Origin of the sequence: Sphingobacterium faecale (assembly GCF_016746095.1) — a bacterium.
In the GTDB taxonomy this organism is placed as follows: domain Bacteria; phylum Bacteroidota; class Bacteroidia; order Sphingobacteriales; family Sphingobacteriaceae; genus Sphingobacterium; species Sphingobacterium faecale.
The window spans coordinates 57,237-81,262 of record NZ_JAERTY010000006.1; the positions used below are offsets into that span (position 1 = coordinate 57,237).

Below are 24,026 nucleotides of genomic sequence, written 5' to 3' on the forward strand. Positions count from 1 at the left end.
ATTTAAGGATATGGGGATATCGAACGGTACGGAACTGGCATAAAGCGCGTCCTGTAGCTTATGGTCTGTCAGAGTCAGAGTTTAAGTCTATGCAAGGTTTTTTTGTCCGACTATCTTGCCGTGAAGAATTCCTGAAGCCGTACTGCGCGATTAATTGATCTCTAAGTAACACTCGGTATTTCTTTTTTTAAACTACTACCGTTTCAAATTTACTCCTGTGGGACATGTTGTTGGCTTTTTCGCATGATGAATACAATACCGTCCAATGCGCCTGCATTGGTGGAGTGCGGGTGTTGTTTTGCTATGGTCTCTACCAGTTCGAAGTTCTTTTCTGCCATATAGTTGAGTATCGCTGCGTGCGATTCTTTGTTGTATAGCTCGTCAGAGAGACGGTTGCCCTCTTCCTGCTGCTCGGGCGTATCGCCGAGGTCAACATTTACCTTTAGCTTTTTTGATAGGGTTTTATTGCTCACAGTCACATAAGCATATGTAGTCGATGTTTTAGAGCTAGTTGCTTTCTGTTCTTGCGCCAAAGCGGTAAAGCCAATCGTCGTCGTTAGGAGTATTAATAGTAGTCTTTTCATGCCTGTTTTTGTATATAGTGTCTATGATAATAATTTAACTGTTTTTCTTCGTTCTCTCCGGAGTATTTATGAACGATACATTCGTCAGGTCTAGCTCCGGTCTTTTAGTTCGTATCCAACATCCCATCAGGGATTATGACCTCTTGAATAGATTTTGACATAATTTGCAATTGGTATCTTAGTTTATATAAGTTCTTGCATTTTGTCGGGCCTTAAGTTTCCTTTTACTTATTGGGTCTAAAAATAGAAAGCACCATCCGATGTTCTTGTACGAATCAATTGGTGAAATATATTACATGAAGATAATAAGTTTATGAGATATAATCAATTTCGGGATATTAGCACGATTGTATCCTTATTCATGTGTGCAATGGTTGTTAAACCATTTTATAATCAAATCATGAAAAGAATAATCTATATTTTATTTGCTGTACTAGGCATAGGTGTACAGTCTGGCAAAGCACAGGAAATTGTAAAACAATAAGTCCATATAGAAATCTTCATTGTCCACCTGAAGATGGTATTGGTTGCCTAAATAAGCAAAGCATTTTCCAAGTTCGAGCAATAGTCTTCGGATTTCACTAATTATTGCTTTTTCCATGTCGCGCTCTTGCACATTCTCACTTAAACTTAAGAAATCAAAGACATAAGGGTTTCTCAACGTCTGCTTGGCTAGGTTAGATTGGATCTTAGGAAGTGTTTCGTCAAAATTGGTGATGGCCTGTCCCTGTCGTTCGTGAAGTTTGCTTTCTATTTGTACTACCCTCTTTCCACAGGTAGCTCCAGACCTATTATAGGGTGTTACGCGATATCCGTCAATCTGCATATGTAGGTGTACCCATAAGGTGGTCGCGCGCTGCCATATCGGTGTGGCAGGTCCCTGATGCGATAATTCTGACGAGTACCTCATCGCTCTTGGGAGCATCGAGTTGCATTTTTTCGAGATCGAAAGATCCTCCTTTTTGCTTAGCCACAGCTGCTGTTATTTCCATAGTTATTTGTGTTTTAATGACGTTATAATTAGTAAACAGAAAGGAGATAGACATTGTTTGGTGGTGGTTTCTTATCTTTGTGGTTATCTATTCGGTTTTGATATGGCTAAAGCAATTGTTGACCCTTCTTGGATTGATAGGTTGGCGGCTGGTGATCAGCAGGCTTTTGCCGATTTTTATGAACACTACTGGCAACCGGTATATAACAAAGTATATCGCAAAATCCAACAGGTCGAGGCCACAGAGGATATCGTACATGACTTGTTTCTGAGTATCTGGAAAAATAGAAGCCGAATTCATGAGGTACTGAACATGTCCGCTTATTTAATGAGCGGCGCTCGATACTTGACTTTCAAGTACCTCGATAAAGAAAAAAAGAAGTATGTAGAAATTGATAATATGGAGCAGGTATTACCTGAGCCTCCCCTAGAAGATAGGCTTCACTACCGGTATATTCTTGATCTTATCCACGAAGAGATTGAAAATTTGCCTGAAAAGTGTAAACTTATATTTAAAGAAAGTCGATTCAACCACAAAACAATTGATGAAATAGCGGTGGAATATGGGTTGTCTAAGAGTACTGTTGAAAATCAAATCAACAAAGCGATAAAAAGAATCCGTCTGAAAACCAGAGGGTTTTATACATTTCTCCATTTTTACGTATAAATTTTACTTTCCGCGTAGGTGCTTATCTTATTTGGGGTCACTATAAATGTAAGTAACCCGAAAAATAAGTTATATGCCGCTTTCTGAAAAAAATAAAAATATATTCAAGGCTTACTTTAAAGGATTTGAAAGTAAAGAAGAATGGTCTGACCTGAGCAGTTGGTTTGATGCTGAAGAGGACGGGTTGTCTGCAGATCCTGCGCAACAAGAGCAGAGTCGATCAAGGATACGTACGCGATTGTTGGCTAATATAGAAAAGGACAAATCTCCGCTACGAAGGGTGTATATGCGACCGGCAATACAGGTTGCTGCGGGTATAGCCGTCGTATTTTCTGCTGCTTGGGGTTACTTGCACTATACAACCAACTATGTCTTCCGTGAACTGGATGGCGCCACAATAGCACAGATTAAACCTATAAAAGACTCCGTTAAACTGACTTTTGAAGATGGCAAAGTGGTGTTTCTATCTACGGATAGCGGTGTGAACCAAGCGGTGGGCGAGGCACAACGTATCGTAGATGGAGAGCTTATCTATAATAGCTCGTCCGATAGAATCGTAAATAATGTTGTAAATACACCTAAAGGGAACATATTTAGGATAAGTCTGCCCGATGGTACTAAAGTATGGATGAATGCAAAAAGTGTGCTTTCATTTCCTTCGAGATTTGTGGGGGAAGAACGGCAGGTGCATTTACAAGGGGAGGCCTATTTTGAAGTCGCTAAAGATGATAAGCAGCCTTTTGTGGTGACTTTTGCTGATCAAAAGGTGAGGGTGTTGGGTACCCACTTTAACATATCGGCATATGATGCTGCGGTGCAGCGTACCACGTTGATGGAAGGGCGCGTGGAGGTTGAGAAAGGTAAGGAGACGGTGTCCTTATTGCCCAATGAACAGGTCGTAGCTTTAGGGAATAAGATGGTAAAGAGATCGGTCGAAGCAGCAGAATATATGGCTTGGAAAGATGGTTCTTTTGTGTTTCATAACGCTACTCCTAATGAAATCATGCAGCAATTGGCACTTTGGTATGACTTGCAGATTAAAACTGATGAATCTGGAGCCAAAGAGCGGTTCAGTGGTAAAATAAGTAAAGAAATGGATCTCGCTAAAGTATTGGAAGTATTGGAAGTAGCGGATATCCATTTTAAGATCTCAGAAAATAAGTTGAGACATAAAGAGATCGAGCGTCGTAAATAATCATTTTTAATCACATAATTAACTTAACTAACCTAATGCAAGAGTACAGTGAAGCTCGCCCAATAGAATTGGGGCGGGAAGAGACCCTCGCAGCAATGCCGGTCAAAAAAGCACGAGCGCAAGCAGAATTTTTAGGTAATAGCACGAAGTTGTCTACAACAAAGAGCAGTTGGAAGATACGTCTTTCTGTTGTGTTGCTGTCGACGGCCTTGTTGCAGTTGCCTATGTCTATCCACGCACAAAAAATTACATTGGATTTGAAGGACGCATCTATTAAGCAGATATTCCAGCAGGTGGAAAAGCAATCTGGATATAGTTTTTTCTATAAGGATGTGGATGTAGCCAATTTCAAGAAAAGAGGGGTGTCTTTTAGCAATACCAATTTGAACCAAGTGCTGGAATCCATATTGACACCGTATGGATTGGATTACGAGATCGTGAATAAAACGGTCGTTATCAAAAAGATGGTTGTTTCAGGAGGGAGAAATAAGACGTCTGTAAATGTTGCTCAGGTACAGCAGTACCGAGGGCAGATCTTGAATGAGCAGGGAAAGGGCATGCCGGGAGTAAACGTGCGCCTGAAATCAAAACCATCGGTGGCGGTGACTACGCAGAAGGACGGATCCTTTGTATTACCGAGTGGAGAAGCTGGTGAGGTATTGGTGGTGTCTTATCTTGGCTATGAGACACGCGAAGTGATATTGGAAGGCACGGATAAGGTGGTGCGTATTACGTTGAAGAGTAAGGAAAACGAGGTCGAGGAGGTCATCATTACAGGAATGATGGAGCGTCGGAAGGAGACCTTTACGGGAGCTACTTCATCTTTTAATGGTGAAGAACTCAAGGCGGTCTCCAATACCAATGTATTGCAGTCGTTGAAGACATTGGATCCTTCATTTTTGATCATGGAGAATAATCTTGCGGGAGGAAATCCTAATGCCTTGCCTACGATTGAGCTCCGTGGGCAGACTAGTATTTCGACGGAAGCACTGCGTGACGAGTTCTCCTCGGATCCAAACCAGCCTTTATTTATATTAGATGGTTTTGAGACTTCGCTGAAGACAATCGTGGATCTGGACATCAACCGTATCGCTTCGGTGACGTTATTAAAGGATGCCGCCTCTACTGCGGCGTACGGTTCCCGTGCCTCCAATGGAGTGGTAGTTATCGAAACGATTAGACCTAAAGCAGGGGAACTGATTTTCAATTACACGACGGATGGGAATATACAGTTTCCAGATCTGTCGGGTTACAATATGATGAATGCTACCGAGAAAATCGAGTTCGAACGTCTTTCTGGAAGGTTTACAAGGCATTATCGCAATGATAACTGGGAAAAACAGGAAAAGCTAGATTCCTTATATTCATTTTATCAGAAGGAATTGGCCCGTGGTGTAAATACGTACTGGTTGAGCGAACCGCTGCAGACTAGTTTTTCGCAACGGCACTCGTTGATGGTGAGTGGGGGAGAAAATGCGCTGACCTATTCTATAGGCGGGGATTATAAATACTATAACGGTGTGATGAAAGGTTCGGGGGGTAAGAACTGGGGCGCTCGTCTGAATCTTGGCTACCGGGCAGGAAAAATTAATATTATTAATCAGCTCTATTTGAGTGGTTATGAGCAAAGGGAGTCGCCTTATGGAGCATTCTCCACTTGGGTCAATACGAATCCTTATTACGAGAAAAAAGATGCTTCCGAACGGTATCTTGCAGAACTTAAGCAATATGAAACGACGGAAACAACGTATATTCATAATCCGTTGTACGCCACTACACTGAGTAATTTTGATCGGTCCAATAATTTTGATCTGACCAATAACTTTAAGGCGATCTATCAGCTCAATAGCGATCTAAGGTTGGAGTCGTCTATACAAGTCAAAAAATTTAATACAAAGTCGGAGAGATTTCTTTCGCCATTGGATCTGAGTTTTGATAAGACAGCCATATTGCAACGAGGGTCATTACGGTCAAGAAATAGGGAATCTTTTGGTTATACGGCCAATGTGGGAGCACAGTATGGAAAGACATTTGGTCAACATTTGGTCAATGGGGTGTTACGGTTTGAAGTGAGTGACTTGAATAATACCAGCGCAGGTTTTTTTGCTGTAGGATTTCCGACCAATAGTAACGGTAATCCGCGATTTGCCTACGGATATGCGCCTAACGGTAGGCCGGAAGCTTCATCGAGCGTCAGTCGTCGGAATTCTATTGTGAGTTCTTTTAACTATTCGTACGATCGACGTTATAATGCCGATCTATCCCTGACCTATGATGGCTCGACTTCCTTCGGAACCAATAATGTGTACTCGCCTTTCTTTTCGGCGGGACTGAGCTGGAACTTGAATCAGGAAGAGTTTTTGAAAGAACTGACATGGGTAGACTTATTACGTCTGCGGGCGAATATAGGCCTCACCGGAAATCAGAGTTTTGCCAGCTATACTTCAATCAGTACTTATGATTATTATAAAGACTATAATTATTCGGGACAAGGATTGTATCTGTCTTCGCTGGGCAACCCAGACCTGCAGTGGCAGAGTACGAGACAGACGAGCATCGGACTCGATGCCAATTTGCTGAAGAACAGGGTGTCATTACAGATCAATGCCTATCGTAAGGTTACGGATCCGCTTGTTGTCGGTATCACCTTACCACCTTCGACGGCCCTGTCCAATTATCCGATAAATGCAGGAGCGCTGACGGTTGAAGGTGTAGAACTTATTACGCGTTATTCACCGGTTTATAGGCCTTCAGAACGCGTTGTATGGACCTTGGGGCTCACATCATCTACGGTTAAGGAAACCTATTCTGGCTTTGGTAATGTGTTGGAAACATTGAATAAGAGCCTGCGTGATAGTCGTACTTTGATGAAGTATCGAGATGGCGGATCGCCAAACGATATATGGGCTGTGCCTTCGTTGGGTATAGATCCGGCTACAGGTAATGAGATTTTTAGAAAGAAAGATGGCTCCTATACTTACCAATATGATTGGGATGATGAGGTCGTCGCTGCTAATGCTGCTCCTAAATTTCAGGGAATATTGAGTAGTAATTTTTCTTTCAAAGGTTTTACGATGGGACTTAATTTCAGGTATATTCTGAATCAGGGGGTATTCAATTCTGCACTCTTTAATAAAGTAGAAAATATTACCTGGAATCAGATGGTAAATAGTAACCAGGATAAACGAGCGTTGTACTCGCGCTGGAAAGAGGTTGGTGATATTGCTGAGTTTAGAAAAATTCAATTGAATGATTGGGACGAATCCACATCAAAAATAGATCAGTCGACACAACCATCTTCGCGCTTTGTACAAAAGGAAAATACACTTTCACTAGAATCTGCAAGTGTGGGATATGAATTGCGTAACCGCGCTTGGATGCAATCTGCACGATTGAGCAATCTAAGATTTACAGGATATGTCAATGAGATTTTTAGACTGTCTACGGTTAAAAGAGAGCGGGGTATCAGTTACCCATTTGCTCGTACGGTATCATTCAGTTTGTCCGCGAACTTTCAATAATAGAATATTATGAAAATAAAAAATATTAGATTAATCATAGTGTGTCTGATCGGTGCGGTGTTTGCCTCTTGCACCAAATGGCTTAATGTTCAGCCGGAGGACCGATTTTCCGAGGAACAGGTTTTCTCGACAGCACAGGGATTTGAAGAAACATTAAATGGGGTCTATATAAAACTTGCTTCTGGTAACTTGTATGGAGACAAACTTACATTGACAATACCAGATGTACTGGCTCAGTTATATAAAACCAATGGTTCTGTTTCGCATCGATTTGCGGCACTAGGGCGCTATGAGTATGGCGATGCGAAAGCCGTAAAGCCGCTGATGGAAGGTATTTGGAAAGATGCCTATGTTGCTATAACTAATATCAATAAGCTCATAGAAGCTATTGATACCAAAGGGGCTGCAGTGCTTAAGAATGATAGGTTGCATACGATGAAAGGCGAATTATTGGGGCTTCGGGCATTTTTGCATTTTGATATGCTAAGATTTTACGGCCCTGTGTATGATAGTGCCGATTCGACTGTGAACGCTATTCCGTATTATAAGGCAACAAAAGTAGAGGTGCAGCCATTCTCTCCAGCAAATGTAGTCATGGGTATGGTTATTAATGATCTTAATGAGGCGTTGATCTTAATGAAAGACGATCCTGCTAAGGCTGTAGGGTATAAAGAGCAGAATAATCATCGATTCAATTATTATGCGGTATTGGCAACAAAAGCTAGGGTTTTATTGTATAGAAAAGATAATGCAGGAGCCTATAAAGTAGCGAAGGAGGTTGTGGACCAATCCGAATTATTCCCTTGGATTAAAGGCACTAAAATAACGGCAGAGCTTAAAAATCCAGACCGTATATTCCATACGGAACTGCTTTTTGCAGCTTATTCAAATGACCTGTACAACAACTATAATGATTACTTCTATTATGAACAGGGAGATAATATATTGGCGGGTGGCTCAAAACAGTTTATTAAAAAAGTGTTTGAAGAGAAGACTGCGGATTACCGCTATACCTATTTGTGGAGAGATCCACCCGGGATTGTAGGGTATGAGGTGTTTTTTAAATATGCGGACATCGCCGATAAAGGAATAGGGTCACAACCTCAGCGCAATCTAATCCCTATTATCCGTCTGAGTGAAATGTATTATATACTCGCAGAGACTGATCCTGTGCCAGCTAATGGTTTGGCTTATTTGAACAAGGTGTTGAATGCCCGAGGTCTCGGTGCTCTGACATCAGTTACTAATTTACAAAATGAGGTTATGAAGGAGTACCGTAAAGAGTTTTATGGAGAGGGGCAGTTGTGGTATTACTACAAACGAAAGAAAATAACCAGTATACTATCTGCTTTGCCAACTAACAATAACGGTACAATTCCAAGCTCTGCATGGGTGGTACCTATTCCTGAAGAAGAACTAGCTAACCGATAATGGATGATATCATGACTACAATAAGATTTTTTTATATAGTAATCCTTTTTTCACTGCTGTGTGGCTGTAAAGAGCAGAGCTTGGAGATGTTTAGCGAAAGTGAAAATGGGGCTTCAATTTATTTTACAGAACCGTATGCAACGGGCGCCAATACCGTGCCTTTGGATAGTCTTGCTGTAAAATTCGGATTTAAACCAGAGGAAGTAAATACTACGGAAGAAAGTGTATCCGTCTCTGTGACTGGACCGCTGCACGATGTGGACCGCGAGTTTAGGCTGGAAATAAGTCCAAATGCGAGTTTAGAAAAGGATAAGCATTACCAGATTTTGAATGAGCGGCTGATAATTCCTGCAGGGAAGAATACAGGACTAATAAAACTTAAAGTTCTGAAAGCAAAAGAAATGAAAACGCAGCAGTTGTCTACTGTATTTGAACTCGTTCCTAATGAGAATTTCAATACAAATATAGCGTATCGGTGGAAAAACAATATGCAAAAGAAAACACCGGTACTTAAGTTCCGTGTGGTAGCTGATGATATGTTTGATAAACCCTATGTATGGATTGCTAGTAAAACATTGGTTGAAGGGTATCTGGGGGATTATTCCTTCGCAAAGTTATCCTTAATTATTGAGCTGTTTGACGAAAAACTTGAACATTTTACAGATCCTCAGTATGCAATTGACAAGTACTTTACGGTAGCAAAATTGTCTTATTGGGCGTCGTACATGAAGTTCTGGTTGGGAAAAGAAGAATCTGAAGGACGAATCCACTTGGATGAGAATAAAAAGGAAATAAAGATGGGGCCTAACGCCAATTAAAAAAGACGAATGAAAACATTTATAAAATATAGTGCACTTCTTATGTGGCTGTTTGTATTTGGTAGCTGTAAGAAGGATTTGGGCAATTATGAATACACGACAATCGATAGTGTTTTTATTGCAGATATCGAAGAGACCTATACCACGAAGGCCGCATCCACGCTTCAGATTCACCCTAAGTTGTTACTGGCGTCGGGCAAACAGATAAATACCGATGACTACACTTATAGGTGGGCTGCTTATAAAATCGGTATGAACCTCCCTCCGGTGATTATCGGTGAAGAAAATACATTAGATCAAAAAGTGACACTGGATATTGGGAGCTATACCATATACTACACGATAAAGGAGAAGGAGAGCGAAATCAGCTGGACTAAAAAGTTTAAACTGCAGATTACATCTGGATATAACGGTGGCTGGATGATTTTGGCAGAAGATAATGGAAAAGCTAGAATTGACTTCTTTGAGTACGACCATGCTACAGGTACTTATCCTAAGGCACATCGGAATTTTCAGGAGAATATAAGAGATGCTGCTGGTAATCCGATCGGCTTGCCAGGCAGGCCTAAATTTATTACTACCTGGAACAATCAGACCGAAGCAACCGGCAAGCAGGCTAAATATTTGGTATATATCGGCACGGATCAACGCACAGAGAAGATTAATCTGACGGATGGCTTTGTATGGAGTGAGCAGTACGCTTTTAAATTTGAAACAGCCAACCCGCCTTTGTTTGAGACGATAGATGCGATAAGGCCTACAGGTTCCTCGGACGGTTATGTCGTGAAAGGAAATGATGTATACATTAAAAATTCGATGTTCCAGTGGAATGTAGGAACGCCTGTAAATAGACTCTCCGATGGGAAATATATAAAGGTATCTCCTTTGATTGCGACTGTTGAAGGATTTGATATGGCTTGTTTGATGTATGACATGGTTAATAAACGTTTCATAAGAAATTCCGATATGTCGCAAATATCAACTTCTCCACTGAGCTATAACGCGAATAGTTCAGCATTCAACCCGAATGATGTAGGGATGGATCTGGTATGGATGAATCAGACAGTAGCATTTGGAGGGCAGGCTTATGCAGTACTGAAGAAGGAAAATAAGTTCTTTCTAGCCCGAATGACAAATAACCTGACTTTTGCTGCTCGATTTTTAGATGATATTACTGGAATACCGGATATTGCAAAAGCGACTTCCTTCGAGGTCGATCCTCGATATGGTTACCTGCAGTATGTGGTTGGAGGCAAAATATATCAATATGATCCGAGTGAGAAGAAAACAACGCTGATGAAGGATTATGGTAACAGGCAGATCTCGACATTCAAATATTTGCGCAGTACGTTTATTAATTATAGCACGGTTGCTAACGTTAAAAATGAAAAAACCTATGGTAAACGGTTTCTTCCTTTAACATTGGGCTTGGTGGTTGCTACGTTTGATCCAACACAACCGCAGGCCTCGGGTAAAGTGGATGTGTGGGAAGCGCCGCAATTTAATGGAGCGTTCAAGAGCTTACTGTCTTTTGATGGTTTTGGAAAAGTGGCTGATGTTACGGAAGCAGAGGCGCCTTTAGGCTGGTAAAAGAAAAAAAGAATGAAGTATCTGTATATCATTGCGGTCTTGCTACTGGGGATCACAAAGCTATCTGCCCAAAGAGCAGCGAATATCAACGGTGTGACTGAGGTCACACCGTTGAAAGAAATTAGTTTGTTTAAGGTGTATAATGGCCGATTGGTTGAAATCGCAACTGCTATGCCGAATAGTCAGGGCGATTTTGCTTTTCGCTTTATTCCTGAATATGAGGGCTTGTATCTCGTGGGGACAGGCTCTACACAAGGGCAGCAGGGATTGAACCGTTTTTATCTAAAAGGGGGAGAGTCCTTAAACTTTAGATTGACTAAGGGGGGATACGAGTTAACAGGCAAGAATACGAAAGAGAATAAGACTTTATACGCATGGGATAAGCAGGTTGCCAACTTTAAAGAGAAAGGAACAAACCTAGGGGGAATGAGTACGTATGTGGACTTCTTTCCCGAAGTAGAGGCTTTTAAAAATGAGGTTGTCAAAATCGGAAAGTCTGCTAAAACCGGAAATTCGAAATTTGATGCTTTTTTTCGGACTTTGGTGGATTTTGATTTCGCTTATTATGCCATTTCTTATCTCTACATGCCTCGATCGACACACCCTGCCAAAGAGGAAATGAGTGATTATTATAAACGACTGGATATAGACGCCTATCTGACCGATGAATTGCTACTACTGCCGTATGGCGATCGTTTTATGAGCATTCTGGTATACCAAAAAGTGGATTTAGCAAGCAAACCACCTTTCGAGAAGCAAGTGGAAGCTATCCCCTCAAATATATTGAAAGGACAGTTTGTATTGAATCGTTTGGAAGGAGCCCGTTCGTACAGTGATTTTCTGACAATGTATGAGCGCTACGAAAACTATTTTACATTGGTAGAACAAAAAGAGCGTGTGGCTGCAGTAGGGGCTAAGCTGGTGGAAACTAAGGTAGGAGTACCTGCATTTAAGTTTATTTTTCCAGATCTGGAAGGGAGCGATATCGCACTCGAGGATATGAAAGGAAAGGTGGTGTTGGTAGATATGTGGGCGACTTGGTGTGGCCCTTGTCGTGGAGAAGAGCCGTATTGGGAACAACTGAATGACTTGTTCAAAGACAAAGAGGTGGCCTTTGTAGGTGTTTCAACAGACAAAGACAAACCCAAATGGGAAGCGTATGTCAAGGAGAAAAAGCTGAAGGGGATACAGTTGCACGCAGGGCCGGATAATGGTCTTTCTAAAGCATACAAAGTAACTAGTATTCCTCGTTATATCTTGATAGACAAGGAGGGTAATTTGATCACGGCAGACGGCCCTAGGCCATCTGATCCGAAGTTGAAGACACTCTTGGAAGAGTGGTTGAAAAAATAGAAAATCAGTACAAATAGTGTTTAGTTTGTGCAGAGGGCTGCTTGAAAGAGCAGTCCTCTTTTTGTAGGGCGTACTATTGTTTTATAGGTAAATCTCTTCTTTTTTTCTAACTTAGCCCACTATAATAAGATGTATGTGATATGCATTTGGTTGAAAAAGAGACAATACGGAAGCTTCAAGAAGGTAGCCTAAGGGCCTTTGAACAGGTGTATGATACGCTGAGTCATGGCGTGTACAGTGTCTCTTTTAACCTGACACAAGATCGGTTCTTGGCAGAGGAGGTGGTGCAGGAGGTGTTTGTAAAGCTTTGGGGATCCCGTGACAAACTCAATATAGAGGGTAATCTTTGGGTTTTTCTATATGTGGTATCCAAGCGTTTGAGTCTGAATAAAATAAGGTCAATGCAACGGCAGCGTATAGCGTATGATGGTATCGATGAGAACATGATGATTACACCATCGGTCGAACAGGATATATTCCATAAAGAACTGGAGCTGTTGCTCGAAAGGAGTATCGCGGATCTGCCTAAGCAACAACAGATTATCATCGATCTTAGTCGAAATGAACAACTCACCCACCGGGAGATTGCCGAACGGCTGGGGCTGTCGACACATACGGTGCGCAATCACATGGCACAGGCATTAAAGAACCTGAGGCGTAAACTACAGCATAGTGATGCCGAATTGTATCTAGCCCTTATTGTGTATATCAATAAGCTTTTTTAAATAGCTATATAGTAGTCTCTTATAAAAAATATCAGGATTGACTAGTAGCATACTGATTTTGTGGTGTTCTTATCACAAATACAACTGACTTGGAGGCTAACCGACTTAAAGAATTATTACCGAAATACTATAAACGGGACATAACTGTGACCGAACGGGAGGAGCTGTGGCGTCTGATGGTGGATCTTCCGGAAGAAGTGGTGTCTTCTATGGTGGATGAGACTATCGTGGTGGACATGGCCGCCCCATTTGAGAAAGAGAACCTTCGGGGCGCAATACGAGCGGAAGCAGGATTGGTTCCGGAGAATCGGAAAACACACTTTCGTAAGTGGTATCCTTATGCTGCTGCGGTCTTAATCGCCGGTGTATTGTCTGTCGCTGTTCTGAAATTGGACTTTTGGAAGGCAGACTCTGCAGTCGAAGTTGCAGTCACTCCTGTGGATATCACCTTGCCGGATGATAAGGCGCTTGTAAAATTAGGGAATGGTTCTGTATTTGTTGTGAGTGATTCTTTGGACCGTTTGGAGACAAAAGATGTCGCGGTACAGCGAGTAAGTGAAGGTATCTATCTATTTGATGTGCTGCCTCAGCCAGATCATAAGGAAGAATTTCTGTCTTTCTCTACACCTAAGGGTGTGTCTAATCAGGTCATTTTATCTGATGGCACAAAAGTGTGGCTTAACTCATCATCGCAGTTGTTGGTTTCTTCAAACTATAAAGCAGGTACCCGTAAGGTTAAACTTGTTGGAGAAGGTTACTTTGAAGTAGCTAAACAGAAGGAGTCTCCCTTCGAGGTGTCTGCCAAAGAAGCGAAGGTCACCGTGTTGGGTACTGTTTTTAATATCCGGGCTTTTGAGAATGAGCTGGAAACAAAAACAACACTATCTGAAGGAACAGTCCGGATATCGCATAAGGGTAAGGACTTGGTATTGGCTCCAGGGCAACAGGCGATTACTGTAGCGGAGAAGAATGGTATACGCGTTCAGCAGGTGGAAGTAGACCAGGAGACAGGCTGGAAGGAAGGATATTTCCGATTCTCTGAGCAGCCGCTTGAAGTTATCTTGGATGAACTGACACGCTGGTATGATATTGATGAGGTGCTGTTTCAAAAGAAAGTGCATTCACGAATTACGTTGAGCCTGGCGCGTACCCGAAGCCTTGCGGATATATTGAAACGAATAGAGGGCGTAGCGAGTGTCCAAATAGAAGTCAAAGGAAGGAGGATCGTCGTGAAATAGGGACCTGACAATGACAAAATTATGGTCGGCTTGTTAACAAAAACGGAAGTGCGCTAACACTTCCGTGAATGCAGTGTTAATCAGTTGATTGAAGCTAACAATAACTAACTTTTTTTTAACCACATTATTTCAAATGTATAAATTATTGACCACAAATGCGGGCATTATTTTGCCACGCATGAAGAAATTTATTCTCATCATGAAACTTGTCTTTACGGGGTGGCTATTGATGCTGCTTCAGGTAAGTGCATCGACTTATGCGCAAAAAGTATCGATACGTGTCAAAAATGCAAGCTTGAAGGAGGTTCTGAATCAAATTCAACAGCAGACAAAGTATGATTTTATTTACGATGCGGAACAGGTAAAGTCGCTCCGACCGATAACCATTCAAGCGTCCGATCGAAATCTGACGGATGTGTTGAATAGCTGTTTACTTGGACAAGGTTTTGCTTTTACATTGGATAATCAGGTCGTCACGATTCGTAAAGTGGATAGAGCCGCTGTAGACGAGCGGCAGGATCTGGTAAAGGGGGTCGTGATGGATGAATCTGGTAAGCCGTTGGCTGGGGTTTCTATTCGCTTGAGATCAACAGGTGCCAATTTAGCACAGACGAATAGGCAAGGCGAATTTGTACTGCCCGCAGCAGCATCTAACCAAGAGATCGTGTTTAGTTTTTTAGGGTATACTCCTAAAGTACAACTTCTGAATCCAAAAGAGGATCGTCATGTCGTACGCATGGTGCTGGAGGAAGGCGAGCTGGACGAAGTTGTGATATCTACCGGTATATTTAAGAAGGTAGATAAGAGCTTTACCGGGGCTTCGACTACGGTGACGGCGAAGGAGCTACAGCTCTTTGGGACGCGAAATCTGATCACATCTTTGAGGAATATCGACCCGTCTTTTAATATTATAGAAAGTAATCTGTATGGCTCGGATCCGAACCGAATGCCTGAGATTCAAATACGCGGTAACTCCAGTATTCCGAATATCAAGGATCTGAAGAATGAATCGCATGCTGAATTGAATACGCCTTTGGTCATTTTGGATGGTTTTGAATCTAACTTGGCTACATTGTTGGATATCAATGAAAATGATGTCGAATCCATCACAATATTGAAAGATGCGACAGCAACGGCAATATATGGATCTAGAGGTGCAAATGGGGTTGTAGTAATAACAACGAAGGTGCCTACTGCTGGTAAATTGAGAGTCAGCTATGGAGGGATGATAAATTTTGAGAACCCAGATTTATCCGGATACACACTTCTCAAAGCCCGGGAAAAATTGGAACTGGAGCGACTTGTAGGTTATTACAGCGACCGTAATCCGGATAAAGATTTTAGTTTAAAGCAATACTATAATTATATCCTAAGTGAGATCAATAGGGGCGTAGAAACGGACTGGCTGTCTATTCCATTGAGGACGGGGCACGGACAAAGGCACAATCTAAGGGTAGAAGGGGGAGATAGCCGGTTTAGATATGCTGCTTCGGCACAATATAATAAGATAGCGGGAGTGATGAGAGGCTCCGACCGGAACACATTCAATGGAGGGGTCACCATTACCTATAATTATCAAAATATAAGATTTCGTAACGACACGAAATTTAAAGCAGGAAAATACGCACAGTCCCCTTATGGAACTTTTGATAATTATAGTAAGCAAAATCCATATTGGGCGCCTTATAACGAAGACGGACAGCTCAATTTATTTTTAGGAGATTCTGGTGATGCATCTTCTTATGGCTTCTATTGGAATCCTTTACCTGCAAATCCATTGTATAATGCGACCCTAAAAACATATGATAGGACTTCGTCCAACGATATTCTAAATAATACATCTATAGAATGGACGATAGTGAAAGGTCTTATTCTGCGAACACAGCTGGGATTGGTTAAAGCTATGGGGCAATCTGACCGCTTTAGACCAGCAGAGCATACTGCCTTTGCTAATTATAGTTTAGATAACGTATTTAGAAAAGGTGATTATAGACTGTCAACCTCCAATCAGTTTGGATATGATGCTGGCGTTAACCTTTCTTTCAATAAGACATTCCATAAAAAACATACCATTTTTGGAGGGGTTGATTTCAATCTGCGGCATAGTGAAAACTATAGGTACAATTTTTTAGTGGAGGGATTCTCGAACCCTAAGCTTGATTTTCTGAGCATGGGGTTGCAGTATGCGAAAGGGAGTACGCCAACAGGTAATGATAAGATAAATAGAGCAATAGGTTTTACAACTAACGTCAATTATATCTACGATAACCGTTATTTCGCAGATATGGTGTATAGAAAGGATGGAGCCTCTCAGTTTGGTTCTAAAAATCGTTATGCTCCTTTTTGGTCATTTGGCCTAGGGTGGAATGTGCATGAAGAGAAGTTCTTAAAAAACAATGAAGTTATTAATCATTTAAAAATGAGAGGATCTTTAGGGATAGCGGGATCGCAGAATTTTGACCCTTATCAAGCTATGACTTCATACAAATACTATACAGGGGACCGGTACTACAATTGGAATGGAGCTTTTCTCTTGGGATTAGGAAATGAACAATTGAAATGGCAACAGACTTTTAAAAAGAATATTGGATTCGATGCAGAATTTTTGGACAGGAAGCTGAAACTAAAACTAGATGTGTATGAAGAGACAACAGAAGGTTTGATATCCACACTGAACCTTCCTGCTTCAAATGGTTTTACAAGTTATACGGAAAATGTCGGACGCGTAGGAAATAAGGGAGTAGAGAGTTCGGCAACAGTGGTTCTGTTGAATAATCCGCAGTCCTTTTTCTGGTCTATAACAGGTGGTCTTGTAAGGAATAAGAATAAAGTACTGGAGACTTCAGAAGAATTGAAAAAAGCACAGGCGACGACTAAAGCGAGAGGGGATATCATAGGTAACGTGTATGAAGAAGGATACTCCAGTAAAACTATATGGGTAGTGCCATCCATGGGAATTGATCCAAGTACGGGTATGGAAGTGTTTCGGGGAATCGATGGCGAACCTACGTTGACCTGGAGTGGCCGTGATGTGGTGGCGATGGGATCTACGGAGCCTACGTTGTTTGGAAACTTTAGTACGTTGATAAGATACAAGGATATAACCTTGAATACGGCTTTTAGGTACTCATTCGGAGCTCAGCAGTATAACAGTACGCTGGCTGATAAGGTGGAAGTGACGGACTATAAGTATAATGTCGATCAACGTGTATTTGACGATCGTTGGAAAGAACCAGGAGATGTTGCGGCCTTTAAGGGTTTACTGGTGAATACACCGACATATAAGTCTTCTCGTTTTGTGCAGAATGAAAGTCTGCTGGCCATATCGAATATACATCTTCAATATGATGTACGTGGGAAAGCATGGATGCGTGCTATGAGGCTAAATATGCTGAGCGTAACAGCCAATATGTCTGAACCGTTGTACTTGTCCACCATAAGAAGAGAGCGAGGAACAAGTTATCCTTTTGCAAGACAATACTCCTTAGGCTTTAACGTAACTTTTTAAAAAGATGAAAAATATATATAGTATGCTGTTGTTGGGTGGGCTATTGCTTACATCTTGCAATGATTATTTAAATGTCAGTCCAAAAACCCAGATCGAGTTGGAGACATTTTTTGAGGATGAAGAGGGTTTCAAAGATGCGTTGACAGGTGTCTATGTGCAGATGAAAGAAGAGACGGTCTATGGTGGACGATTGACGCAAACAACGATAGAACACCTAGTGTCTAGTTGGGATGCAGCAAGTCTATCCGCGGAAGGACGCTTGGGCTATTTTGACTATAAAAATGAACAGGTGGCGACGATGTTGGATGAGATTTTTCTAAAGCAATATGCGATGATCGCTAGTGTTAATGCGATGTTGGGCCAGATTGACAGTAGAAAAAATGTGTTTAAAACAGCTGGGCTTTATGAACTGGTCAAGGGAGAGGCTTTAGCACTAAGGGCCTACTTGCATTTTGATCTGATGCGGTTGTTTGGTCCAGCGCCTCATAACCCAACAGAGGGAAGTCAACTGGCTTACGTTACGAAATTTACCACTATGCTGCACGAGAAGATGTCTTACGAACAGTATAAAAGTTTGTTGATCAGTGATATTGATGAGGCAGCAACATTACTTGGTCGAGTCGATCCGATTCAAGAACTCTCCATCGAGGATATGCGTCTTGGGACCGCCCCAGTAAAAGATTCTTATTTTGCTCATCGCTATCTGCGTATGAACTATTACGCTACTAAGGGACTGAAAGCACGGATACATCTTTGGTATGGAGATAAAGAAAAGGCTTATGTAGCAGCGAAGGAAGTACTTGAATCTAAAAATAAGGATGGATCTGTCAAATTCAAATTAGGAGTTGCCGCAGACTTTGCAAAAGAAAACTTTACGTTGGTCGGCGAGCATTTATTTGGTTTGTATGACCATGATTTGGAAAAAAGGTATGATGCAAACTATGCCAGTCTGGTTTTGAAAAAAGAAGAGGAATGGAATAAATTAAAAGAACTGCTCTATGGGAATACGGGGAAAGATATCAGAGAAGCCTCCTTGTGGCAAAATGTAGTCCTGGCAGATGGAAAGAAGGGGAATATTATCAAAAAATATTCGGCAAAGCCTAATTCTCAGACTTCCGGAGGACGGGACTATAAACAAATACCGATGATTCGTATTAGTGAACTGTATCTTATCGCTGCAGAGGCGGCTCCGTTTGGAGAGCGGCTCGAGTATTTCGCTTCTTTTAGAAAAGCGCGGAACCTAGACTTGTCAGCCCCCGCTAACCCTGAAGCATTGGATGTAGAAATTGTAAAAGAGTATCGTAAGGAGTTTTATGCGGAAGGGCAGACTTTCTATACTTATAAACGCAAAAACGTACAAAGACCAAGTTTTTTGTTTTTACCTGCTACTGCGACCATCAATTATGTACTGCCTCTACCTAAGATAGAGACTATAAATTAAGAGCTATGAAAATAATAAAATATTTGCTTTTTGCATGTATGACGGTATCGTTCTGGTCCTGCAAACAGGCTCCTTATAATACCTTTGAAGATATTAATATTATACAGTTTGGTCCTGCACCGGCAGATCTGTATAACAGTGACCGGCAGCTTCGCAACCGGATTAAGGCGTATACATTTGTCTATGAACCCGACGATAAATTACAGGATACGGTATACTTTGATGTATATGCACTGGGTGGTAAGAAAAATAAGGATCGTTTTTTTAAAATAGAACAAGAGGCTGTTCCTGATGTGGAGAATGCGGTTCCAGGGGTCCATTATCAATCCTTCGATAAAGAGGGGGGAGCGCTCTGCGTGATTAAAGCGAATACCGTGCACACGCAGCTCCCTGTTGTATTACTAAGAGACGAGTCGTTGAAGAAAAATACGGTGGTTTTAAAGTTTAAGCTACAAGCGAATGAAGAGTTTGTCTTAGGCGAAAAAGAAAAGCTTTGGCGAGAGGTGTCGTATACGGATCAATTGAGTAAACCCGATGGCTGGACAGCGAATGTGTCTCGGTATTATCTTGGTGATTACAGTGCCGAAAAGCATCGTTTTATGATTAAGGTGACACAACAGCGGTGGGATGAACAGATGATTGTTGAGGCTGTACCACAGACCGATTTGATGATGTATTATAAGGCTGTTCTTAATGCGGCATTGATAAAGTACAATAACGAAAGTACAACTGGACCGCTGCGTGATGAAAATAGACAACTTATTGTTTTTCCAAGATAAGTGTAACGTAACTAATGAATAAATTATGAAAATGAAAAATATACTTGGGTTGTTGTTAGCAATGATCGTTGTACTGGTCAGCTCTTGTCATAAGGATGGTAATAGTTATGACTATAAAGAGGCAGAAAGCATCAGTGTTGAAGGGTTAGAGCAACGTTACAATGTTATATCCGAGCATGATACACTTCGGATTGACGCTATGGCTCATTCGACCTTGCCTGATGCTGACTTTGAATACGTTTGGGGTGTTTTCGATCCACTTGTGTCAGGAACCTTAGACACGATTGGCCGGTCTAGAGTATTAGAGTACCGTGTCAAATTGATCGCTGGGAATTGGATATTGGTACATATTGCCAAAAATAAGAAAACAGGCTTAGCTAAGTTAAGTCAGGCCAATATCAGAGTGAATACAAAATTTACAACAGGCTGGTATGTGCTGAAAGATGATGAACAGAATAGTGATCTTGATTTTTTCTATGCCTCGAAGTTTCGTAATGTAGAATGGATGAGTTCTGATATCTATAGTGCAGTCAATGGGCGAAAGCTTGAGGGAAAGGCGGGGAAGCTGAGTTTTGTCCATAACTACAAATCTACCATCGAAAAGCCAAAACCATCGAATACGCCCACATTGTTTGTCAATACAACAGGTGATATCCAGGCGGTGTACCTGAATACATTGAAGGTGATAAACACGAAGGAAACATTCTTTTTGGGAAGCCCAAGCCATGACTTCCGTGGAGATGCTGTTTTTTATGGTTCAATGTCCGAGTTTCTTATTAATAATGGACGATTGTACGGTATAAATATGATGAACGTCAGTAAGGGGATGTTTGGAACGAATGTCATGTTTGATAGTAAAAACTCGGATTATACACTCTCACCTTTTTACTTGCCAGGACAGTACAGTTATTTCTTTGATACAGCGAGTAGCACATTTGTGACGCTGCCCGACGCATCAGGAACCATGTTTACCAAGGTGCAGGTAGGTAAGGGATCTCAAATGGATGTAGAGCAGAATAACCAGAAGTTACACTATATGGGGCTAAAAAACCAGGTTTATTTGGGGGCACCAGAGTATAGGTATGAGATCATTGGATATGCAATTTTTGAAGATAAGAGCAATCCCAGCCGTCGTGTAGTCGCTAGGTTGGAACCTAATTTTGTGACGATGAAAATCACTAGAAAAGTAATTCAGCCAACAGAAAAGCTATTTGATGGGAAATTGCATACGCTACTGTTTGGAGATGAAGAGATGATGTATTTTGTCGCAACGGATGGGAATGTGTATAGCCGAAACTTGGCGAATAGCTTTGAGCAGCTTCAATATACGGTGTCCGGCGGTGGCGAAGTAACTTTTATAAAGCATTTGAGACACTCAGGATCTGTTACTCCATTTAACTATGTTGCTATTGGTGTGAAACAGGGGGGGAGCTATAAAGTAATGCTGTTTGAAAAGGTCGCTGGGGATTTGAAGGCTATGCCTGAAATGACATTAGAGGGAGAAGGAAGCCCTCGTGATGTGATGTATATCGATGGAGATGTAAGTGCAGATACCTATAAGCCTATACCTTAGAATTGTGTTTTGATGTATTTATAGATTTCGATAAAGGGTGCTGCCGTATGGTAGCACCCTTTATGTATAAAAATATTTACCTTAGGATAATAACATAATAGATGTCATGACTTTATCTCAAAGAAATCTTGCTGCAATAATTGTCGTTACGGCTTGGTTTGCCATTGTCGCTCAGTTTTGTGTTGGTATTAATAGCGCTTCAGTGTCTCCGGTTGTAAGCACGATTCGGTTTTTCAGTTATTTTACGATACAGACCAATTTGATGGTGGCCATAAGTACGACCTGTCTGTGGATGTTTCCCCAAAAGTGCGTTGGTGTATTTTTTGGGAAGAGCTCGACACTGACAGCGATCACACTTTATATTCTTATCGTCGGTCTTGTGTATAATGTAGCTTTACGGTTCTTGTGGCAACCACAAGGCTTTGCTCGATTTACGGACGAATTGCTCCACTCCGTGATACCATTGCTAGTATTGTTCTATTGGTGGCGTAGTCCAGAAAAGGAGATGTTGAGATGGAAGTATATACTGGGGTGGCTCATCTATCCGCTCATCTACCTGTTGTATACGTTGGCTCATGGCGCTATTACGGGGTTCTATCCCTACCCGTTTGTAGATGTGAATGCATTGGGTATAACAATGGTATTGGTGAATTGTGGGATTATTGCGCTGGTGTTTTTATTGCTAGGGATGCTGTTGATCTGGTTGGGTAAACGGTTTTCTAGGAAAAGAAAAAATGTATAATGTGGGGGAGGACGTCTGTCAAAATTTGATTTTTGTTAGATAGTTTTTACATTAGTCGACATATTTTTTACTTCTTTTGTCATTTAGAAGTTTTTAGAGCTTCGTATGACGACACCTAATTATTGAAAAATACTTACAAGGCAAATGATATGGACTGTTTTGATTTAGATGAAGAGGATTTAGCTGCATTTCAAGCAGGTAGTGAGGCCCGTTTTGAAACAGTCTATAACTGTTACAAAGAAAAACTATTTCGATACGTTCTCCAATATGTGAAAAACCCTGAACTAGCTTATGATGTCGTACAGGATGCATTTATTCGTTTATGGGAGCAGCGTTCTCAGATGGTCAATTTTGAGAATATCCGCGGCTTTCTTTTTCTTACTGCAAAAAATAATGCAATTAATCTGTTGAGGCGTGCTTCTGTTGATCTAAAGGCAAGAGAAAAAATATTAGAGGGATATATATATCCTTCGGAATCGGATGTGGAGTATTATGTAATCGATCGGGAGTACGAGAAGTATATAACCGAGGTGTTAGATAGATTGCCGGAACAAACAAAGCTGGTTTTTAAAAAGTGTAGATTTGAAAATATGTCTTACGACGAAGTCGGAGAGGAATTAGGAATTTCCCGTAATACCGTAAAGAAACATATGATGCGTGCATTAAAAGTCTTTCGAGAGGATGAAGTCATCAAAAGAATGAATCTGAACGCGCTGTGGATCTGGATTATTATCAATTTTTAGTTTTTTTTTAAAAAGGGGGTACCCTAGCAGGAGGGTGTAATTGTTGTGTCAACAATTAGCCAAGTTATGAAGGAAGAGAATAGGAAAAAATTAATATTAAAATACCTTACCAATAAAGCCTCTGAAAAAGAAATTTTAGTTTTTTTTGAGGAGATGAAAGAGGATACTTTCGTTGCCTTGTTAGAGGAACTTGAGATTTCTCGCGTTAATGCTGCTCCAAAGCAACCATGGTTCAGGTTTGCTTATTGGGCTGCCGCTGCCAGTATTCTTTTAGCCATCGGGACTGTTATATACTTTTGGGCGGGATCCTACCTGTCTGAACACACCAAAGATAGCATTGCCGCACTTGAACAATACCGACCTGCGGAAAATAAAGCCATAATGACTATTGATGGAGAAAGAGTGGCTGTCTTGTCTGATTCCGCAGAATATGTGGACCGATTATCTTTTTTTGAAAAGGAAAAAGAAATTCAATATGTAACTGTTGAGACACAGGTTGCAAATGTATTTAGAATGGCCCTACCCGATGGGAGTATTGTTTATTTAAATGCAGAAAGTAAACTTAAGTTCCCCAAGAAGTTTAGTAGTGCAAGTGACCGGCAGGTGGAGCTGGAAGGAGAGGCTTATTTTGAAGTGAAGTCTGATATAAATCACCCGTTTATTGTAGCAACAAGCGTGAAGCGTGAAGAACAGCTCCGGCAAATGGATGTAAGAGTTACTGGTACAAAATTCCTGGTTTCCAATTATAGAGATCAAAGTGATGCACATACTGTTTTATTAGAAGGTAAAGTGGCTGTAAATACGGCTAAAATTGATCCTGGGTACATCTATCAGATGGATAAAGAAGGGCAACAGGTTTATAAACTGAGCTCGCTAAGGAAGTATGTGGATTGGGTGGAAGGAACATTTGAGTTTGAAGGCGAACAGATCACAGATATCTTACGTAAGATAGAAAAATGGTATGGTGTTAAGTTCATCGGTAAAAAGGCTACGAATAAGTATAGTTTCGGTGGTGTTATTTCTAGGTCAGTCCCTCTTAAAGACATTCTAAACCTATTAGAGGAAAATACGGATTTACGTTTCGAACAAGCTACAGGTAATCAGATTACCATATTATTAAAATAAAA

At 41.2% G+C, this 24,026-nt stretch carries 19 protein-coding genes; 16 read left to right on the forward strand and 3 right to left on the reverse strand.

What is annotated here, in order from left to right:
* Nucleotides 1-209 precede the first annotated feature (209 nt).
* From JKG61_RS12015 to JKG61_RS12025, 3 genes are all read right to left on the reverse strand, one after another.
* Nucleotides 210-584, reverse strand: a complete 375-nt coding sequence (locus tag JKG61_RS12015; RefSeq protein ID WP_202103236.1) for a hypothetical protein — start codon at nucleotides 582-584, stop codon at nucleotides 210-212.
* A 433-nt stretch (nucleotides 585-1,017) separates the two neighbouring features.
* Nucleotides 1,018-1,410: a PDDEXK nuclease domain-containing protein gene (locus tag JKG61_RS12020; protein WP_202103237.1), complete on the reverse strand. Its 393-nt coding sequence runs from the start codon at nucleotides 1,408-1,410 to the stop codon at nucleotides 1,018-1,020.
* The gene (locus JKG61_RS12025) at nucleotides 1,400-1,576 is read right to left on the reverse strand and encodes a hypothetical protein (RefSeq protein WP_202103238.1); all 177 of its coding nucleotides are present in this window, start codon (nucleotides 1,574-1,576) and stop codon (nucleotides 1,400-1,402) included. The genes JKG61_RS12020 and JKG61_RS12025 overlap by 11 nt, the downstream gene beginning before the upstream one ends.
* A 102-nt stretch (nucleotides 1,577-1,678) precedes the next feature.
* On the opposite strand from JKG61_RS12025, the gene JKG61_RS12030 reads away from it, so the two are divergent.
* From JKG61_RS12030 to JKG61_RS12105, 16 genes are all read left to right on the forward strand, one after another.
* A complete protein-coding gene (locus tag JKG61_RS12030) occupies nucleotides 1,679-2,242 on the forward strand; it encodes an RNA polymerase sigma factor (RefSeq protein WP_031301954.1) in 564 nt (187 codons plus the stop codon).
* Between the two features lie 73 nt (nucleotides 2,243-2,315).
* Nucleotides 2,316-3,437, forward strand: coding sequence for a FecR family protein (locus JKG61_RS12035; protein WP_202103239.1), 1,122 nt, complete (start codon nucleotides 2,316-2,318; stop codon nucleotides 3,435-3,437).
* Nucleotides 3,438-3,472: 35 nt separating this feature from the next.
* Nucleotides 3,473-6,958: a SusC/RagA family TonB-linked outer membrane protein gene (locus JKG61_RS12040; RefSeq protein ID WP_202103240.1), complete on the forward strand. Its 3,486-nt coding sequence runs from the start codon at nucleotides 3,473-3,475 to the stop codon at nucleotides 6,956-6,958.
* Nucleotides 6,959-6,967: 9 nt separating this feature from the next.
* Entirely contained in the window at nucleotides 6,968-8,389 is a 1,422-nt protein-coding gene (locus tag JKG61_RS12045) for a RagB/SusD family nutrient uptake outer membrane protein (protein WP_202103241.1), read from the forward strand.
* 11 nt (nucleotides 8,390-8,400) lie between these two features.
* Nucleotides 8,401-9,207, forward strand: coding sequence for a DUF4843 domain-containing protein (locus JKG61_RS12050; protein WP_202103242.1), 807 nt, complete (start codon nucleotides 8,401-8,403; stop codon nucleotides 9,205-9,207).
* Nucleotides 9,208-9,216: 9 nt separating this feature from the next.
* Entirely contained in the window at nucleotides 9,217-10,797 is a 1,581-nt protein-coding gene (locus JKG61_RS12055) for a PKD-like family lipoprotein (RefSeq protein ID WP_202103243.1), read from the forward strand.
* A 12-nt stretch (nucleotides 10,798-10,809) separates the two neighbouring features.
* Entirely contained in the window at nucleotides 10,810-12,150 is a 1,341-nt protein-coding gene (locus JKG61_RS12060) for a TlpA family protein disulfide reductase (RefSeq protein ID WP_202103244.1), read from the forward strand.
* 140 nt (nucleotides 12,151-12,290) lie between these two features.
* Nucleotides 12,291-12,875, forward strand: coding sequence for an RNA polymerase sigma factor (locus JKG61_RS12065; protein ID WP_202103245.1), 585 nt, complete (start codon nucleotides 12,291-12,293; stop codon nucleotides 12,873-12,875).
* A gap of 89 nt (nucleotides 12,876-12,964) precedes the next feature.
* On the forward strand, nucleotides 12,965-14,113 hold the full coding sequence (locus JKG61_RS12070; RefSeq protein WP_202103246.1) for a FecR family protein: 1,149 nt from the start codon (nucleotides 12,965-12,967) through the stop codon (nucleotides 14,111-14,113).
* Nucleotides 14,114-14,291: 178 nt separating this feature from the next.
* Entirely contained in the window at nucleotides 14,292-17,621 is a 3,330-nt protein-coding gene (locus JKG61_RS12075) for a SusC/RagA family TonB-linked outer membrane protein (RefSeq protein WP_202103247.1), read from the forward strand.
* Between the two features lie 4 nt (nucleotides 17,622-17,625).
* The gene (locus JKG61_RS12080; protein WP_202103248.1) at nucleotides 17,626-19,062 is read left to right on the forward strand and encodes a RagB/SusD family nutrient uptake outer membrane protein; all 1,437 of its coding nucleotides are present in this window, start codon (nucleotides 17,626-17,628) and stop codon (nucleotides 19,060-19,062) included.
* 5 nt (nucleotides 19,063-19,067) lie between these two features.
* Nucleotides 19,068-19,841 (forward strand): DUF4843 domain-containing protein, encoded by a 774-nt coding sequence (locus tag JKG61_RS12085; RefSeq protein ID WP_202103249.1) that lies wholly within the window; start codon nucleotides 19,068-19,070, stop codon nucleotides 19,839-19,841.
* A 31-nt stretch (nucleotides 19,842-19,872) separates the two neighbouring features.
* Nucleotides 19,873-21,414: a PKD-like family lipoprotein gene (locus JKG61_RS12090; RefSeq protein WP_202103250.1), complete on the forward strand. Its 1,542-nt coding sequence runs from the start codon at nucleotides 19,873-19,875 to the stop codon at nucleotides 21,412-21,414.
* A gap of 106 nt (nucleotides 21,415-21,520) precedes the next feature.
* Nucleotides 21,521-22,156, forward strand: a complete 636-nt coding sequence (locus JKG61_RS12095; protein ID WP_202103251.1) for a Pr6Pr family membrane protein — start codon at nucleotides 21,521-21,523, stop codon at nucleotides 22,154-22,156.
* A gap of 149 nt (nucleotides 22,157-22,305) precedes the next feature.
* Nucleotides 22,306-22,899 (forward strand): RNA polymerase sigma-70 factor, encoded by a 594-nt coding sequence (locus JKG61_RS12100; protein ID WP_202103252.1) that lies wholly within the window; start codon nucleotides 22,306-22,308, stop codon nucleotides 22,897-22,899.
* A 66-nt stretch (nucleotides 22,900-22,965) separates the two neighbouring features.
* Entirely contained in the window at nucleotides 22,966-24,024 is a 1,059-nt protein-coding gene (locus JKG61_RS12105; RefSeq protein WP_202103253.1) for a FecR family protein, read from the forward strand.
* The last annotated feature ends 2 nt before the right edge of the window (nucleotides 24,025-24,026 follow it).

Coding starts and splice junctions, on each gene's coding strand:
- JKG61_RS12015 (WP_202103236.1), bottom strand. CDS start 584: ATGAAAAGACTACTATTAATACTCCTAACGACGACGATTGGCTTTACC.
- JKG61_RS12020 (WP_202103237.1), bottom strand. CDS start 1,410: ATGCAGATTGACGGATATCGCGTAACACCCTATAATAGGTCTGGAGCT.
- JKG61_RS12025 (WP_202103238.1), bottom strand. CDS start 1,576: ATGGAAATAACAGCAGCTGTGGCTAAGCAAAAAGGAGGATCTTTCGAT.
- JKG61_RS12030 (WP_031301954.1), top strand. CDS start 1,679: ATGGCTAAAGCAATTGTTGACCCTTCTTGGATTGATAGGTTGGCGGCT.
- JKG61_RS12035 (WP_202103239.1), top strand. CDS start 2,316: ATGCCGCTTTCTGAAAAAAATAAAAATATATTCAAGGCTTACTTTAAA.
- JKG61_RS12040 (WP_202103240.1), top strand. CDS start 3,473: ATGCAAGAGTACAGTGAAGCTCGCCCAATAGAATTGGGGCGGGAAGAG.
- JKG61_RS12045 (WP_202103241.1), top strand. CDS start 6,968: ATGAAAATAAAAAATATTAGATTAATCATAGTGTGTCTGATCGGTGCG.
- JKG61_RS12050 (WP_202103242.1), top strand. CDS start 8,401: ATGACTACAATAAGATTTTTTTATATAGTAATCCTTTTTTCACTGCTG.
- JKG61_RS12055 (WP_202103243.1), top strand. CDS start 9,217: ATGAAAACATTTATAAAATATAGTGCACTTCTTATGTGGCTGTTTGTA.
- JKG61_RS12060 (WP_202103244.1), top strand. CDS start 10,810: ATGAAGTATCTGTATATCATTGCGGTCTTGCTACTGGGGATCACAAAG.
- JKG61_RS12065 (WP_202103245.1), top strand. CDS start 12,291: ATGCATTTGGTTGAAAAAGAGACAATACGGAAGCTTCAAGAAGGTAGC.
- JKG61_RS12075 (WP_202103247.1), top strand. CDS start 14,292: ATGAAGAAATTTATTCTCATCATGAAACTTGTCTTTACGGGGTGGCTA.
- JKG61_RS12080 (WP_202103248.1), top strand. CDS start 17,626: ATGAAAAATATATATAGTATGCTGTTGTTGGGTGGGCTATTGCTTACA.
- JKG61_RS12085 (WP_202103249.1), top strand. CDS start 19,068: ATGAAAATAATAAAATATTTGCTTTTTGCATGTATGACGGTATCGTTC.
- JKG61_RS12090 (WP_202103250.1), top strand. CDS start 19,873: ATGAAAAATATACTTGGGTTGTTGTTAGCAATGATCGTTGTACTGGTC.
- JKG61_RS12095 (WP_202103251.1), top strand. CDS start 21,521: ATGACTTTATCTCAAAGAAATCTTGCTGCAATAATTGTCGTTACGGCT.
- JKG61_RS12100 (WP_202103252.1), top strand. CDS start 22,306: ATGGACTGTTTTGATTTAGATGAAGAGGATTTAGCTGCATTTCAAGCA.
- JKG61_RS12105 (WP_202103253.1), top strand. CDS start 22,966: ATGAAGGAAGAGAATAGGAAAAAATTAATATTAAAATACCTTACCAAT.